The organism is Enterobacter sp. CPE_E863 (genome assembly GCF_046521465.1).
GTDB classification, from domain to species: domain Bacteria; phylum Pseudomonadota; class Gammaproteobacteria; order Enterobacterales; family Enterobacteriaceae; genus Enterobacter; species Enterobacter adelaidei.
In genome coordinates, this window is record NZ_JBKFZX010000001.1 from 416,463 (window position 1) to 431,711 (window position 15,249).

General features: G+C 54.2%; 14 protein-coding genes and 3 tRNA genes. 14 read left to right on the forward strand and 3 right to left on the reverse strand.

Translation table 11 applies throughout. The features are described 5' to 3' along the window. Nucleotides 1-2 precede the first annotated feature (2 nt). Both asd and rsgA read right to left on the reverse strand, forming a co-directional pair. On the reverse strand, nt 3-971 hold the full coding sequence (asd, locus tag ACLHV8_RS01995) for an archaetidylserine decarboxylase (RefSeq protein WP_108089439.1): 969 nt from the start codon (nt 969-971) through the stop codon (nt 3-5). 97 nt (nt 972-1,068) lie between these two features. Further along, nucleotides 1,069-2,121, reverse strand: a complete 1,053-nt coding sequence (gene rsgA, locus ACLHV8_RS02000; RefSeq protein WP_032666746.1) for a small ribosomal subunit biogenesis GTPase RsgA — start codon at nt 2,119-2,121, stop codon at nt 1,069-1,071. Between the two features lie 107 nt (nt 2,122-2,228). On the opposite strand from rsgA, the gene orn reads away from it, so the two are divergent. From orn to ACLHV8_RS02020, 4 genes are all read left to right on the forward strand, one after another. Then, nucleotides 2,229-2,774: an oligoribonuclease gene (gene orn, locus ACLHV8_RS02005; RefSeq protein ID WP_028016433.1), complete on the forward strand. Its 546-nt coding sequence runs from the start codon at nt 2,229-2,231 to the stop codon at nt 2,772-2,774. 196 nt (nt 2,775-2,970) lie between these two features. Then, nucleotides 2,971-3,046: transfer RNA gene (locus tag ACLHV8_RS02010), tRNA-Gly, on the forward strand. 36 nt (nt 3,047-3,082) lie between these two features. Further along, nucleotides 3,083-3,158: transfer RNA gene (locus ACLHV8_RS02015), tRNA-Gly, on the forward strand. Nucleotides 3,159-3,194: 36 nt separating this feature from the next. Next, a tRNA-Gly gene (locus tag ACLHV8_RS02020) sits at nt 3,195-3,270 on the forward strand. A gap of 270 nt (nt 3,271-3,540) precedes the next feature. Here the strand turns inward: ACLHV8_RS02020 and queG are convergent. Then, nucleotides 3,541-4,680: a tRNA epoxyqueuosine(34) reductase QueG gene (gene queG / locus ACLHV8_RS02025; RefSeq protein ID WP_208594659.1), complete on the reverse strand. Its 1,140-nt coding sequence runs from the start codon at nt 4,678-4,680 to the stop codon at nt 3,541-3,543. Here queG and nnr point away from each other — a divergent pair. The 10 genes from nnr to ACLHV8_RS02075 all read left to right on the forward strand — a co-directional run bounded on the left by nnr (nt 4,679) and on the right by ACLHV8_RS02075 (nt 15,153). Further along, nucleotides 4,679-6,202 carry a bifunctional ADP-dependent NAD(P)H-hydrate dehydratase/NAD(P)H-hydrate epimerase gene (nnr, locus tag ACLHV8_RS02030; protein WP_208594660.1) on the forward strand — a complete coding sequence of 508 codons (1,524 nt, stop codon included), beginning with the start codon at nt 4,679-4,681 and terminating at the stop codon, nt 6,200-6,202. The genes queG and nnr overlap by 2 nt on opposite strands. Continuing rightward, nucleotides 6,195-6,656, forward strand: coding sequence for a tRNA (adenosine(37)-N6)-threonylcarbamoyltransferase complex ATPase subunit type 1 TsaE (tsaE, locus tag ACLHV8_RS02035; protein ID WP_028016436.1), 462 nt, complete (start codon nt 6,195-6,197; stop codon nt 6,654-6,656). Before nnr ends, tsaE begins: the two co-directional genes overlap by 8 nt. Before the next feature lie 16 nt (nt 6,657-6,672). Then, on the forward strand, nt 6,673-8,010 hold the full coding sequence (gene amiB, locus ACLHV8_RS02040) for an N-acetylmuramoyl-L-alanine amidase AmiB (protein WP_410376744.1): 1,338 nt from the start codon (nt 6,673-6,675) through the stop codon (nt 8,008-8,010). A 9-nt stretch (nt 8,011-8,019) separates the two neighbouring features. Beyond that, nucleotides 8,020-9,864 (forward strand): DNA mismatch repair endonuclease MutL, encoded by a 1,845-nt coding sequence (gene mutL, locus ACLHV8_RS02045; protein WP_208594662.1) that lies wholly within the window; start codon nt 8,020-8,022, stop codon nt 9,862-9,864. Next, nucleotides 9,857-10,807 carry a tRNA (adenosine(37)-N6)-dimethylallyltransferase MiaA gene (gene miaA, locus ACLHV8_RS02050; RefSeq protein ID WP_049005159.1) on the forward strand — a complete coding sequence of 317 codons (951 nt, stop codon included), beginning with the start codon at nt 9,857-9,859 and terminating at the stop codon, nt 10,805-10,807. Before mutL ends, miaA begins: the two co-directional genes overlap by 8 nt. An 85-nt stretch (nt 10,808-10,892) precedes the next feature. Continuing rightward, nucleotides 10,893-11,204 (forward strand): RNA chaperone Hfq, encoded by a 312-nt coding sequence (hfq, locus tag ACLHV8_RS02055; RefSeq protein ID WP_008502919.1) that lies wholly within the window; start codon nt 10,893-10,895, stop codon nt 11,202-11,204. Between the two features lie 73 nt (nt 11,205-11,277). Beyond that, a complete protein-coding gene (gene hflX / locus ACLHV8_RS02060) occupies nt 11,278-12,558 on the forward strand; it encodes a ribosome rescue GTPase HflX (protein WP_028016440.1) in 1,281 nt (426 codons plus the stop codon). Nucleotides 12,559-12,614: 56 nt separating this feature from the next. Then, complete coding sequence (hflK, locus tag ACLHV8_RS02065) at nt 12,615-13,877, forward strand: FtsH protease activity modulator HflK (protein ID WP_049005160.1); 1,263 nt, start codon at nt 12,615-12,617, stop codon at nt 13,875-13,877. A 2-nt stretch (nt 13,878-13,879) separates the two neighbouring features. Beyond that, nucleotides 13,880-14,884: a protease modulator HflC gene (hflC, locus tag ACLHV8_RS02070; protein WP_028016442.1), complete on the forward strand. Its 1,005-nt coding sequence runs from the start codon at nt 13,880-13,882 to the stop codon at nt 14,882-14,884. A 71-nt stretch (nt 14,885-14,955) separates the two neighbouring features. Continuing rightward, nucleotides 14,956-15,153, forward strand: coding sequence for a DUF2065 domain-containing protein (locus tag ACLHV8_RS02075; protein ID WP_010427497.1), 198 nt, complete (start codon nt 14,956-14,958; stop codon nt 15,151-15,153). Nucleotides 15,154-15,249 lie beyond the last annotated feature (96 nt).

Here is a 15,249-nt window from a genome sequence, read left to right on the forward strand (position 1 = left end):
TGTTAGCCTTCGTCTTTTTTGTCGTCAACCAGCGGGCTGGCGTCGTGCTCGGCGTTAATCTCTTCCTGTGACAGCGGAGCAGATTCTGCATCTGGCGTCACGAAGGTTTCGGCAGAGACCGCCAGCGGCTGGCCCAGTTTGGTGACCGACAGGCTTTCGAGCTGTTCAGCCAGCTTCACTTTACCCGGCGCAAAAAGGTTGATCACGGTAGAGCCCAGCTTGAAGCGACCCATTTCCTGACCTTTCAGCAGGGCGACAGAGCCTTCCGCTTCACCGGCAGGCCAGGTCCAGCGCTTGATCACGCCTTCACGTGGCGGAGTGATGGTGCCTGCCCAGACGGTTTCGATGCTGCCGACGATGGTGGCACCCACCAGAATCTGCGCCATTGGGCCAAATTCAGTATCAAACAGGCAGATGACGCGTTCGTTACGGGCAAACAGGTTTGGTACGTTTTGCGCAGTCAGATGGTTCACGGAGAACAGATCGCCTGGAACGTAGATCATTTCACGCAGAATACCGTTGCACGGCATGTGCACGCGGTGGTAGTCGCGCGGTGACAGATACGTGGTGGCAAACGTACCGTTACGGAACAGGTCTGCCATCAGGTAGTTACCTGCCAGTAAGGCCTCCAGGCTGTAGTTGTGGCCCTTCGCCTGCAGGATTTTGTCGTCTTCGATGTTGCCCAACTGGCTGATCACGCCGTCTGCCGGCATCACCAGCACGTTAGGATCGGTATCAACCGGACGAACCTCGTCGCGCAGTGGGCGCACGAAGAATTCGTTGAAGGTGCGATAGCTGGCGGTATCCGGCTTCTGCGCCTCTTTCATGTCGACCTTGTAATATTTTACGAAAAGGTCGATGACCAGTTTGGTCAGCCAGCCTGCTCGTTTGCTTGCGCCCCAGCCCGCCAGGCGAGTGAGCCACAGTTTTGGCAGAATGTATTGAAGCGAAAGTTTAAATGCGTTTAACAAGGTAGCCTCCAGGCCATTGTTTTGTCGTTCCTGATCCGGTGGCAGAGCACCGGAACCTGAAAAAAGGGGACGATTTTAGCGATGCTTAGCTTAGTTGTCAGTTATCAGAATCAGAAAAGTTTTTACGCGTTTTTACTTGATCCATGCTCTCAAGAATACGGTGGTAATTCTCGAAGCGAGTCTCCGCGATTTCACCATTCTCGACCGCTTCACGGATAGCGCAACCTGGGTCGTTATCGTGTTTACAGTCGCGGTATTTGCAAGCGCCTAAATAATCATGGAATTCGACAAATCCGTTGAAGATTTGTTCCGGCTCGAGATGCCATAAACCGAATTCGCGCACCCCCGGAGAGTCGATCACATCGCCGCCATGTGGGAAGTGATACAGGCGTGATGCGGTGGTCGTGTGCTGGCCCAGACCCGAGACATCAGACACATCGTTGGTGAGGATCTCCTGCTGGAGACCAAGCAGGTTATTCAGCAGGCTCGATTTACCCACGCCGGATTGACCCGCGAAGATGCTGATACGATCGGTGAGCGCCTCTTCCAGCGGTTTCAGGCCATCTTTGGTGTAGCTGGAGACCATCAGAACGCGGTATCCAATCTTGCGATAGATATCCATCTGTTCATTGACGAAAGCCATTCCTTCGTCATCCAGCAGATCGATTTTGTTCAGCACGATAATCGGTTCAACCTGCAGTGTTTCGCAGGCGACGAGGTATCGGTCGATAATATTGAGTGAAAGTTCAGGCAAAATCGCCGAGACGATAACGATTTGGTTAATGTTGGCGGCAATCGGTTTCACGCCGTCGTAGAAATCGGGACGGGTTAACACAGACGTGCGCTCATGGACCGCTTCAACGATACCTTTTACCGTAACACCTTCCGCCGCCTCTTTACCCGGACGCCAGACGACGCGGTCACCGGTCACCAGAGAACGAATGGTCCGGCGGATGTTGCAGCGGTGGATCTCACCATCGGCGGATTCCACGTCGGCATGCATACCGAAACGGCTGATGACTACGCCTTCCGTTGGTTCGCCAAACAGGTTGTCGTCGTAATCGACCTTCTCCGAAGTGGTTTTAAGACGGCGCTGGTGATTGGCATTCACGCGGCGCTGCTGCCCTTTGGAGAGTTTATTTTTACTCAATCGCGCTGGCTCCTGGTCGCCCGTAAGGGGCAAAACCTCTATGATACACTCTAATTAATACTAGTTAACCTGCTACTGCCGGTTATGCGAGAAGGGTGGAAAATAACATGAGCGCGGATGAAAACAACCTGATTTGGATCGATCTTGAAATGACCGGGCTGGATCCCGAGCGCGATCGCATCATTGAGATTGCAACCCTGGTGACCGATGCCAACCTGAATATTCTGGCGGAAGGGCCGACGATTGCGGTTCATCAATCTGATGAACAGCTTGCATTGATGGATGACTGGAACGTGCGTACCCATACCGGCAGCGGTCTGGTGGATCGCGTGAAGGCCAGTACTCAGGGTGACCGTGAGGCGGAGCTGGCGACGCTTGAATTCCTGAAACAGTGGGTTCCGGCAGGCAAATCGCCAATCTGTGGTAATAGCATCGGCCAGGATCGCCGCTTTCTGTTTAAGTACATGCCGGAGCTCGAGTCTTACTTCCACTACCGCTATCTGGATGTGAGCACCCTGAAAGAGCTGGCTCGTCGCTGGAAACCTGAAATCCTGGATGGCTTTAAAAAACAGGGGACGCATCAGGCAATGGACGATATTCGTGAGTCTGTTGCGGAGCTGGCGTATTACCGCGAAAACTTCATTAAGCTGTGATTTTGAGATCCGGCGCCTTGCGTGGCCGGGTTTTTGCCGTTAAATTGTGCAGCTTGCCGATTAAATAAGCATTTGAACTGAATTTCGAAAAAATCGCTTTCAGGGGGGTTGCAGCTAAAAGGATTTCTCGTATAATGCGCCTCCCGTAACGACAGAGAATTACACGTTACGACAGCAACAAAAGCAGTACAGATTTGCGGGAATAGCTCAGTTGGTAGAGCACGACCTTGCCAAGGTCGGGGTCGCGAGTTCGAGTCTCGTTTCCCGCTCCAAAATTTGAAAGTGCTTTTAAAGCATGCACCACCCAAGCGGGAATAGCTCAGTTGGTAGAGCACGACCTTGCCAAGGTCGGGGTCGCGAGTTCGAGTCTCGTTTCCCGCTCCAAAATTTGAAAGTGCTTCCACAGCACGCACCACCCAAGCGGGAATAGCTCAGTTGGTAGAGCACGACCTTGCCAAGGTCGGGGTCGCGAGTTCGAGTCTCGTTTCCCGCTCCAAATTCATCTTCATCTTTAAAATATCCACAGCGAAAAAATTCGTTGGGGACGTTTTCTGTTGTCTCTGAAATACTCTTGTGAACAGAGTTATCCACAGAAACTACGTTTAACCGGAATCGGCTAAAAACTTAGCAGGGTGAATAGTATTCGTGTAATTAGCTGTATTATATGAATAAAATTTGATTTCAAAATGTTATTGAGATCACTTGACCTCTTCTCCAGTCCCGATGCTGCTTGAGTTTGTATTTTTATACACAGGCTGTGAATATATTATGCGTCGCGCGTAAGCCCTTTCTCAATCACCCTCACCAGGCGTTGTTTCTTCGGTGATTGCACCTCTACTACGCAGGCATTTCGCTTCTCGATTTGCTGTGCAACCGCCCATTCTATGTGTTCATCGAGAAGTGGGTGCTCACCTCTGCGGCTTTCGAGCGCCTGAATATTGGCTTCATCCCAGGGCGCATTCCCCAGTGCAACGGCAACATTACGTAGCCAGCGCAGATGGCCAATGCGACGAATGGCAGACCCTTCTGTCACTTTCAGGAACCAGGCTTCGCTCCAGGCAAACAGCTCAACGAGTTGCGGTGCGTGCAGAGCTTTACGCGGACTGAAATCTTCTTCATCCGTGAGTTGTGAATAGCGGTTCCATGGGCAGATCAGCTGACAGTCATCGCAGCCGTAGATTCGGTTGCCGATAAGCGGCCGAAACTCCTCAGGGATCGCACCTTCCAGTTCGATAGTGAGGTAGGAGATGCAGCGGCGAGCATCAACAGTATAGGGTTCAACGATAGCGCCGGTGGGGCAGATGGTCATACAGGCCACGCAGCGGCCACAGCCTTCCTCTACCGGACCGTCTACCGGCAGCGGTAAATCAATCAGCAGTTCCCCGAGGAAGAAGAACGATCCGGCGTCGCGGCTAAGGATAAGTGAGTGCTTACCTGTCCAGCCAAGCCCGGCTTTTTCGGCGATCGGGCGCTCAAGAATAGGCGCAGAATCGACAAAGGGTCTAAAATTCAGCGAAACACAGTGCTGCTGAATAGTTTCCCCGAGTTTTTTTAAACGGTTACGCAGAAGCTTATGGTAATCACGTCCCAGGGCGTACCGGCTGACGTAACCCAGCGAGGGGTTTTTTAGCGTGCGCGCAAAAGCCGCGTTGGCGGGCAGGTAGTTCATGCGCACGCTGATGACACGTAATGTGCCCGGCAAAAGCTCGTGCGGACGGGCGCGCATCATGCCATGACGCGCCATCCACTCCATTTCGCCGTGGTATTGTTTGTCCAGCCAGGCCTGTAGTTTCGGCTCGCTGGCGGAGAGGTCGGTATCGGTAATGCCTACCTTCTGGAAGCCAAGCTCAGCACCCCACTGTTTAATTTTTTGCGCTAACTGATTGAGATCGAGGGGCTGTGACATGACGGACCATACAGTGAAGAAAAACCCCGCAAGTATACCACATTCCATCTGGCGTGCGGACGACCTCCGGCGCGCCGAAAAAGAGGCAGCAGACAGCCTCGGTATCACCCTATATGAACTCATGCAGCGCGCAGGCGAAGCCGCGTTCAACGTTGCCCACAATGCATATCCGCAATCCAGACACTGGCTGGTTTTGTGCGGGCACGGCAATAACGGCGGTGACGGTTATGTTGTCGCCCGTCTTGCCGTTGCTGCGGGTATCCGCGTGACGTTGCTGGCGCTGGAGAGTGATAAACCGCTGCCGGAGGAGGCCTGCGCGGCCCGAGATGCCTGGCTGAATGCCGGCGGTGTGATTCATGCTCCTGATATCCTCTGGCCGGAGGATATGGATCTGATTATTGATGGTCTGCTCGGGACCGGTCTACGCAGTGCGCCGCGTGAGAACATTACCGCGTTGATTACACATGCCAATTGCCATTCCGCGCCGGTGGTGGCGCTGGATATTCCCTCAGGCCTGATAGCACAAACTGGCGCGACGCCGGGGGCAGTAATTCAGGCGGCGCATACGGTGACATTCATCGCCCTGAAGCCGGGTTTACTGACCGGCAAAGCGCGGGATATGGTCGGCGTACTGCACCACAATGCGCTGGGTCTGGACAGCTGGTTAGCCGGTCAGGAAACGCACCTTTCGCGCATTGATGCTTCGCAGCTTGCAGAGTGGCTGCCCCCGAGACGTCCCACATCCCATAAAGGCGATCATGGCAAACTGGTGATTGTCGGGGGGGACTACGGTACGGCGGGGGCTATCCGTATGGCGGGTGAAGCGGCATTGCGAAGCGGTGCTGGTCTGGTGCGAGTCCTCACGCGCATCGAGAATATTGTGCCGATCGTTACTGCCAGACCCGAGTTGATGGTGCATGAGCTTACGCTCCCGATGCTTGAGGAAAGCCTCGAGTGGGCAGATGTGGTCGTTATCGGCCCCGGGCTTGGGCAGCAGGCGTGGGGTAAACAGGCCCTGCAAAAGGTCGAGAATTTTCGTAAACCGATGCTGTGGGATGCTGACGCGCTGAACCTTCTGGCAATCAACCCGGATAAGCGTCACAATCGCATTCTGACGCCACACCCCGGCGAAGCCGCGCGTCTGCTTAACTGCAGCGTGGCAGAAATTGAAAGCGATCGCTTACTTTCTGCTCAGTGTCTGGTAAAACGTTACGGAGGTGTTGCCGTTTTGAAAGGGGCAGGAACCGTCGTCGCCAGTGACGAGACGCTGGGCATTATTGATGCCGGAAATGCGGGCATGGCGAGTGGCGGAATGGGTGATGTGCTTTCAGGCATCATTGGCGCATTGCTTGGACAGAAACTTCCCCTTTATGATGCAGCCTGTGCGGGCTGCGTGGCTCATGGTGCAGCGGCAGATCAACTGGCTGCACGTTACGGTACACGCGGTATGCTGGCCACCGATCTTTTTTGCACGCTGCGGCGTGTTGTTAACCCGGATGTGATTGACGTAGAAAATGACTAATCGAGCGATTCCTTTACCTGATGAACAAGCCACTTTAGATCTCGGCAAGCGCGTGGCGCAGGCCTGTCAGGGGGCAACCGTCATTTATCTGTATGGTGATTTAGGTGCGGGTAAAACCACCTTCAGCCGGGGCTTTTTACAGGCGTTAGGGCATAGCGGGAATGTGAAAAGCCCAACCTACACGCTGGTAGAACCGTACACCCTTGAAAATCTCATGGTGTACCACTTCGATTTATACCGCCTTGCGGATCCTGAGGAGCTGGAATTTATGGGGATCCGTGATTATTTTGCCAATGATGCCATTTGCCTGGTGGAGTGGCCGCAACAAGGTGCGGGTGTGTTGCCTGACCCGGATGTCGAAATTCACTTAGATTACCAGGCACAAGGGCGTGAGGCACGCATCAGTGCGGTTTCCTCATCAGGGTGTTCCTTACTGGCTCGTTTAGCCGGTTAAGCTTAGGGATAACGGGATGATTAATCGCGTTAAAAGTTGGTTATTGGCTGCCACTGTGCTGCTGTGCGCGCAGGCCGGGGCGGCTAACCTCTCAGATATTCAGGTATCGAACGGTGAAAACCAGGCCCGGATCACATTCAGTTTTATGGGTGACCCTGAATACGCTTTTTCACAGCCAGACAGCCACAGCGTGGCGCTGGATATCAAACAAACCGGAGTGATTCAGGGATTACCGCTGCAGTTCAGCGGTAACAATCTGGTGAAGAGCATTCGCTCAGGCACACCACAAGATAGCCAGTCATTGCGCCTGGTGGTTGATCTCACCGAAAAGGGCAAAACGAAGGCGGTCAAGCAACAAAACGGCGCGAACTATACGGTGGTTTTTACCATCAATGCTGACGCACCTCCACCACCACCGCCTCCGCCAGTGGTGTCAAAACGCGTCGAAGAACCGGTTTACACACCGCGTCCTTCTGAACCTGCACGTAATCCGTTTAAATCGGACAGCGACCGCATTACCAGCGTCACCAGCAGTAATAGCGTTACACGCCCTGCGGCCAGCGCACGTCGTGCGGTCAGCGGTGATAAAGTGATTATCGCGATTGATGCGGGCCATGGAGGTCAGGATCCCGGCGCGATTGGTCCAGGCGGCACGCGGGAGAAAAACGTCACGATTGCGGTAGCCCGTAAGCTGCGGACGTTGTTAAACGATGATCCGATGTTCAAAGGCGTGCTGACTCGCGACGGCGACTATTTTATCTCTGTAATGGGCCGCTCAGATGTGGCGCGTAAACAAAATGCCAACTTCCTGGTCTCCATTCATGCGGATGCAGCGCCAAACCGTAGCGCGACTGGCGCATCGGTATGGGTGCTTTCGAACCGCAGGGCGAACAGCGAAATGGCAAACTGGCTGGAAGAGCACGAGAAACAGTCTGAACTGTTAGGCGGTGCGGGTGATGTGCTGGCAAACAGCCAGTCAGATCCATATCTCAGCCAGGCAGTGCTGGATTTACAGTTCGGTCATTCCCAGCGCGTAGGTTATGATGTCGCCACTAACGTATTGAATCAGTTGCAGGGCATCGGAGCATTGCATAAGCGTCGTCCGGAGCATGCGAGCCTGGGGGTTCTGCGTTCGCCGGATATTCCATCCATTCTGGTGGAGACAGGCTTTATCAGCAATAACAGTGAAGAGCGCCTGCTGGGCAGCGACAGCTACCAGCAGCAACTTGCCGAAGCCATTTATAACGGTTTGCGTAAATATTTTGAGGCGCATCCTCTGCAGTCCGCGCCACAGGGCGGGGCAGCTCAGACGGCCAGTGCCGCGCAGCCTGGCGAGATAACTGCGACCAACTAAGGAGAATTCATGCCGATTCAGGTTCTACCGCCGCAGCTTGCGAACCAAATCGCCGCCGGTGAGGTGGTAGAACGCCCTGCGTCGGTGGTGAAGGAGCTGGTGGAAAACAGCCTCGATGCGGGCGCGACCCGCATTGATATTGATATTGAACGCGGTGGCGCGAAGCTAATCCGCATTCGTGATAACGGCTGTGGTATCAAAAAAGACGAGCTGGCGTTAGCGCTGGCTCGTCACGCTACCAGTAAAATTGCTTCTCTGGATGACCTGGAAGCCATCATAAGCCTCGGTTTTCGCGGTGAAGCGCTGGCCAGTATCAGCTCGGTTTCCCGTTTGACGCTGACCTCCCGCACGGCTGACCAGGCAGAAGCCTGGCAGGCCTATGCTGAAGGGCGCGATATGGATGTGACGGTCAAACCTGCGGCGCATCCTGTCGGTACGACGCTGGAAGTCCTGGATCTGTTCTACAACACTCCCGCCCGACGCAAGTTCATGCGTACCGAAAAAACCGAGTTTGGCCATATCGACGAAATCATCCGTCGTATCGCGCTGGCCCGTTTCGATGTCACCATTAACCTCAGTCATAATGGCAAAGTGATGCGCCAGTACAGAGCGGTGGCCGAAGGGGGGCAGAAAGAGCGTCGACTGGGAACTATCTGTGGAACACCGTTTCTGGAACAGGCGCTGGCCATTGAGTGGCAGCATGGCGATCTGGCTTTACGCGGCTGGGTGGCTGACCCAAACGCCAGCAGCGCGGCGTTCGCGGAGATCCAGTATTGCTACGTGAATGGCCGCATGATGCGGGACCGTCTCATTAATCACGCCATTCGTCAGGCCTGCGAAGATAAGCTCGGAGCTGACCAGCAACCTGCTTTTGTGCTTTATCTGGAGATCGACCCGCATCAGGTCGACGTGAACGTCCATCCAGCCAAGCATGAAGTAAGGTTCCACCAGTCACGACTGGTACACGATTTTATCTATCAGGGCGTGCTGAGCGTATTGCAACAGCAGGTTGAACCGGTGTTGCCACTGGAAAATGAAGAGCCTGCCCCACGTTCGTTCCCGGAAAACCGTGTTGCTGCGGGCCGGAACCATTTTGCGGAACCCGCTGCGGTACGTGAGCCGGAAGCGCCGCGTTTCTCCTCTGCAGGGAGCGCTCCGCGCCCAACGGGAGCAAACTACCCGAACGCCCAGCCTGGCTATCAAAAGCAGCAGGGGGCGTTGTATCGCAAACTGCTGGAAACCCCAGCCGCGGAGCGTAAAGAACACATCCCGGTAGCGTCGTCTTCCCTGGACGCTCATAGCCAGAGCTTTGGCCGGGTGTTGACGATTGTCGTACCGGATATGGCACTGCTTGAGCGTGACGGCAAATTGATGCTTCTGGCTTTGCCGGTAGCCGAACGCTGGCTCAAACAGGTGCAGCTCACTCCGGGAGAAAATTTGGCCTGCGCGCAGCCGCTGCTGATCCCGGTTCGTCTGAAAATATCCGCTGAAGAAACAAGGGTATTGCAACGTGCAGAGGCCCAACTGGCGCAGATGGGCATTGAAATTGTGCTCGAACCACAACATGTGACAATTCGTGCAGTGCCTTTACCCTTACGCCAACAAAATTTACAAAACTTGATTCCTGAACTGATAGGCTACCTGGCGCAGCAAACATCGTTTGATGCCGCCAACACCGCGCAGTGGATCGCCCGTCATCTGGCAAGCGAACACACGCCGTGGAGTCTGGCGCAGGCCATTAGCGTGCTGGCAGAGGTTGAACGTCTTTGTCCGCAACTGGTGAAATCGCCGCCAGGGGGTCTATTACAACCTGTTGATTTACAAACGGCGATGAACGCCCTGAAACATGATTGACGTAAGCAAGGCGAGCCTGCCTAAGGCGATTTTTTTGATGGGCCCAACGGCCTCCGGCAAAACGGCACTTGCCATTGAGTTGCGTAAAGTTTTGCCCGTAGAGTTGATTAGCGTTGATTCCGCCCTCATCTATCGGGGGATGGACATCGGCACGGCGAAGCCTGACGCAGAAGAGTTGCGTGCGGCACCGCACCGTTTGCTGGATATTCTCGACCCTGCTCAGGCTTACTCCGCAGCGGATTTCCGCCGGGATGCCTTAGCTGAGATGGCCGAGATAACAGCGGCGGGACGTATACCGCTGTTGGTTGGCGGAACCATGCTCTATTTCAAGGCGTTGCTGGAGGGGCTATCACCTCTGCCATCAGCGGATCCTGAGGTAAGAGCGAAAATTGAGCAGCAGGCGGCAGAGCAGGGCTGGGACGTTTTGCACAAGCAACTGGCAGAGATTGATCCGGTTGCTGCAGCACGGATCCATCCAAATGATCCGCAAAGGCTTTCCCGGGCACTGGAAGTTTTTTTCATTTCGGGTAAAACTTTAACGGAACTGACGCAAACGTCAGGAGAGGCTCTGCCGTATCAGGTGCATCAGTTCGCCATCGCCCCGGCGAGCCGTGAACTGCTCCATCAGCGAATTGAGCAGCGTTTTCATCAGATGTTAGCTTCAGATTTTGAAGCAGAAGTGCGGGCGCTATTTGCCCGTGGAGATTTGCATACGGATATGCCTTCCATTCGTTGTGTGGGATACCGCCAGATGTGGTCTTATCTTGAAGGTGAGATTTCATACGATGAAATGGTTTATCGAGGTGTTTGCGCCACGAGACAGTTAGCGAAGCGCCAGATCACCTGGTTGCGCGGTTGGGAGGGGGTTCACTGGTTAGACAGTGAAAAACCGCAACAGGCGTTAAACGAAGTGATTGAGGTTGTTGGTGATATCGCTCACTGAATGTGTACAATTGAGACGTATCGTGCGCAATTTTTCAGAATCGCAAGGTTCTAAGTACAAAACAAGCATATAAGGAAAAGATAGAATGGCTAAGGGGCAATCTTTACAAGATCCGTTCCTGAACGCATTGCGTCGGGAACGTGTTCCAGTTTCTATTTATTTGGTGAATGGTATTAAGCTGCAAGGTCAGATTGAGTCTTTCGATCAGTTCGTGATCCTGTTGAAAAACACGGTCAGTCAGATGGTCTACAAGCACGCGATTTCTACTGTTGTTCCGTCTCGTCCGGTATCTCATCACAGCAATAACGCTGGCGGCGGCACTGGCAGTAACTACCATCACGGCAGCAACGCGCAGGGTTCTTCAACGCCAGCGCAGGACAGCGACGAGACCGAATAAGGTCTCTGCTGTTATCCACACGGGGAGCCAGGGATCCTGCGTTCCCCGCTGATCTTTTTAGAGAGGTTTACGCTTGTTTGACCGTTATGATGCCGGTGAGCAGGCGGTGCTGGTACACATCTATTTTTCGCAAGACAAAGATATGGAAGACCTCCAGGAGTTTGAATCTCTGGTCTCTTCCGCCGGTGTCGAAGCAATGCAGGTGATTACCGGTAGCCGTAAAGCGCCGCACCCAAAGTATTTTGTTGGTGAAGGTAAAGCAGTTGAAATTGCGGATGCCGTAAAAGCAACTGGCGCTTCAGTTGTGTTGTTTGATCATGCGCTGTCTCCGGCCCAGGAACGTAACCTGGAAGCGCTTTGCGAATGCCGTGTTATCGATCGCACGGGTTTGATTTTAGATATTTTTGCTCAACGTGCGCGTACCCATGAAGGTAAGTTGCAGGTTGAGCTGGCGCAGTTGCGCCATCTGGCAACGCGGCTTGTGCGTGGCTGGACCCACCTTGAGAGACAGAAAGGCGGGATTGGTTTACGCGGTCCGGGTGAAACCCAGCTCGAAACCGACCGTCGTTTGCTGCGTGGCCGTATTACCCAGATCCTCTCACGTCTGGAACGCGTTGAGAAACAGCGTGAGCAAGGTCGTCGTGCACGCTCAAAAGCCGACATCCCAACGGTGTCGCTGGTGGGGTATACCAACGCTGGTAAATCCACCCTGTTTAACCAGATTACTGAGGCCCAGGTTTATGCCGCAGACCAGTTGTTTGCGACCCTGGACCCAACGTTACGTCGTATTGACGTCGCCGATGTGGGTGAAACAGTGCTGGCGGATACCGTAGGGTTTATCCGTCATTTGCCTCACGACCTGGTGGCGGCGTTTAAAGCTACCCTGCAGGAGACGCGACAGGCGACCCTGCTGGTGCACGTGATTGACGCGGCGGATGTTCGTGTGCAGGAGAACATAGACGCGGTAAACGTGGTGCTCGAAGAGATCGACGCCCACGAGATCCCAACGCTGTTGGTGATGAACAAGATCGATATGCTGGAGGATTTCGAGCCGCGTATTGATCGAGATGAAGAGAACAAACCGATTCGGGTCTGGCTTTCTGCCCAGTCCGGTATTGGTGTGCCACTGCTTTTCCAGGCTTTGACAGAACGTCTTTCCGGTGAGGTAGCTCAGCACACGCTGCGATTGCCGCCACAGGAAGGCAGGCTGCGCAGCCGGTTTTATCAGCTTCAGGCGATAGAAAAAGAGTGGATGGAGGATGACGGCAGCGTGGGGATGCAGGTGCGTATGCCGATCGTTGACTGGCGTCGCCTCTGTAAACAAGAACCTGCGCTGGTCGACTATATCGTCTGATCAGAAAGGGGATGCCTGAATAATTCGCCCTTGCATAACAAATATGGAGCATATACATGGCGTGGAATCAGCCCGGTAACAACGGACAAGACCGCGACCCGTGGGGAAGCAGCAATAATCAAGGCGGCAACTCTGGGGGAAATGGCAACAAAGGTGGTCGCGAGCAGGGGCCGCCGGATCTGGATGATATCTTCCGCAAGCTGAGCAAAAAGCTTGGTGGCCTTGGCGGAGGTAAAGGTTCTGGTTCGGGTGGAAATTCTACCCAGGGGCCGCGCCCGCAAATGGGTGGCCGCGTGGTAGGCATTGTTGCCGCTGCGGCGGTGATCATCTGGGCTGCCACCGGGTTCTACACCATTAAAGAAGCGGAACGCGGTGTCGTCACCCGTTTCGGTAAGTTCAGCCATCTGGTGGAGCCAGGTCTTAACTGGAAACCGACCTTCATTGACGACGTTACCGCGGTCAACGTGGAGTCTGTTCGTGAACTGGCGGCATCTGGTGTGATGCTGACCTCTGATGAGAACGTGGTGCGCGTTGAGATGAACGTACAGTACCGCGTAACCGATCCTGAACGTTATCTGTTTAGCGTGACCAGCGCTGATGACAGCCTGCGTCAGGCAACCGACAGCGCCCTGCGTGGTGTTATCGGTAAATACACTATGGATCGCATCCTGACCGAAGGTCGTACCGTTATTCGTAGCGATACCCAGCGTGAGCTGGAAGAGACCATTCGCCCGTACAACATGGGTATTACCCTGCTGGACGTCAACTTCCAGGCCGCTCGTCCGCCGGAAGAGGTGAAAGCGGCGTTTGATGACGCGATTGCTGCCCGTGAAAACGAACAGCAGTACATCCGTGAAGCGGAAGCGTACACCAACGAAGTGCAGCCACGTGCTAACGGTCAGGCGCAGCGTATTCTTGAAGAAGCTCGCGCATATAAAACCCAGACCATCCTGGAAGCACAGGGTGAAGTGGCGCGTTTCGCGAAAATTCTGCCGGAATATAAAGCGGCTCCGGAAATTACCCGTGAACGTCTCTATATCGAGACCATGGAAAAAGTGCTGAGCCACACGCGTAAAGTGCTGGTTAACGACAACAAAGGCGGAAACCTGATGGTACTGCCACTGGACCAGATGCTGAAAGGCGGTTCGGCTCCGGCGGCGAAAGCTGACACCAGCGGTTCCAGCAGCCTGCTGCGTCTGCCGCCTGCGTCGTCCAGTAGCTCAAGCGCCACAACCACGCCTTCTTCGAACGATGGTGACATCATGGACCAACGCCGTGCTAATGCGCAGCGTAACGACTACCAGCGTCAGGGGGAATAAGGATGCGTAAGTCAGTTATTGCGATCATCATCATCGTGCTGGTCGTGCTTTACACCTCGATTTTCGTTGTGAAAGAGGGTGAACGCGGGATCAAATTCCAGTTCAGCAGCGTCGTCCGTGACAGCGACAAGCGTCCGGTGATCTATGAGCCGGGCCTGCACTTCAAAGTGCCGTTCATTCAGTCGGTGAAAACGCTTGATGCCCGTATCCAGACCATGGATAACCAGGCTGACCGTTTCGTGACCAAAGAGAAGAAAGACCTGATCGTTGACTCTTACATCAAGTGGCGTATCAGTGATTTCAGCCGTTACTTCCTGGCGACAGGCGGCGGCGACGTTTCTCAGGCAGAAGTGCTGCTGAAACGTAAGTTCTCTGACCGTCTGCGTTCTGAGATTGGACGTCTGGATGTGAAAGATATCGTGACCGATTCCCGCGGTCGTCTGACGCTGGAAGTGCGTGATGCGCTGAACTCCGGTACCGCAGGCACCGAAGACGAAGTCTCAACACCGGCAGCGGATGATGCGATTGCTAAAGCGGCGGAACGCGTTCAGGCTGAAACCAACGGCAAAGTGCCGGTGATCAACCCGAACAGTATGGCGGCCCTGGGTATTGAAGTCGTTGACGTGCGTATTAAGCAGATCAACCTTCCTGTGGAAGTGTCCGAGGCGATCTACAACCGTATGCGCGCCGAGCGTGAAGCGGTCGCCCGTCGTCACCGTTCACAGGGTCAGGAAGAGGCTGAGAAGCTGCGCGCGGCAGCGGACTACGAAGTCACCAAGACACTGGCGGAATCTGAGCGTCAGGGACGTATTCTGCGCGGTGAAGGTGATGCAGAAGCCGCGAAGCTGTTTGCAGATGCCTTCAGCCAGGATCCGGACTTCTACGCCTTTATCCGTAGCCTGCGAGCTTACGAGAATAGCTTCCAGAGCAACCAGGATGTGATGGTCCTCAGCCCGGACAGCGATTTCTTCCGTTATATGAAGACGCCAACCAACGCGACGCGATAAACTCAGGCTCGTTTGAGTATTCAAACCACCGCTCTTCACGGAGCGGTGGTTTTCTTTTATAAGGAATAAAAATGAATTCAACCATTTGGCTGGCGCTGGCGCTGGTGTTAGTTCTGGAAGGTCTTGGCCCGATGCTTTATCCGCGCGCATGGCGTCGTATGATTGCGACGATGAGTCAGCTCCCTGATAATATTTTGCGTCGTTTTGGTGGCGGTCTTGTGGTTGCTGGCATCGTGATCTACTACATGTTGAAGAAAACGATTGGCTGATCAAAAAGTGGTCGGATTTGGCGTATTTTGAGGTCAAAAAGTGCTGTATATCTGAAAAAGCGATGGTAGAATCCATTTTTAAGCAAACGGTGATTT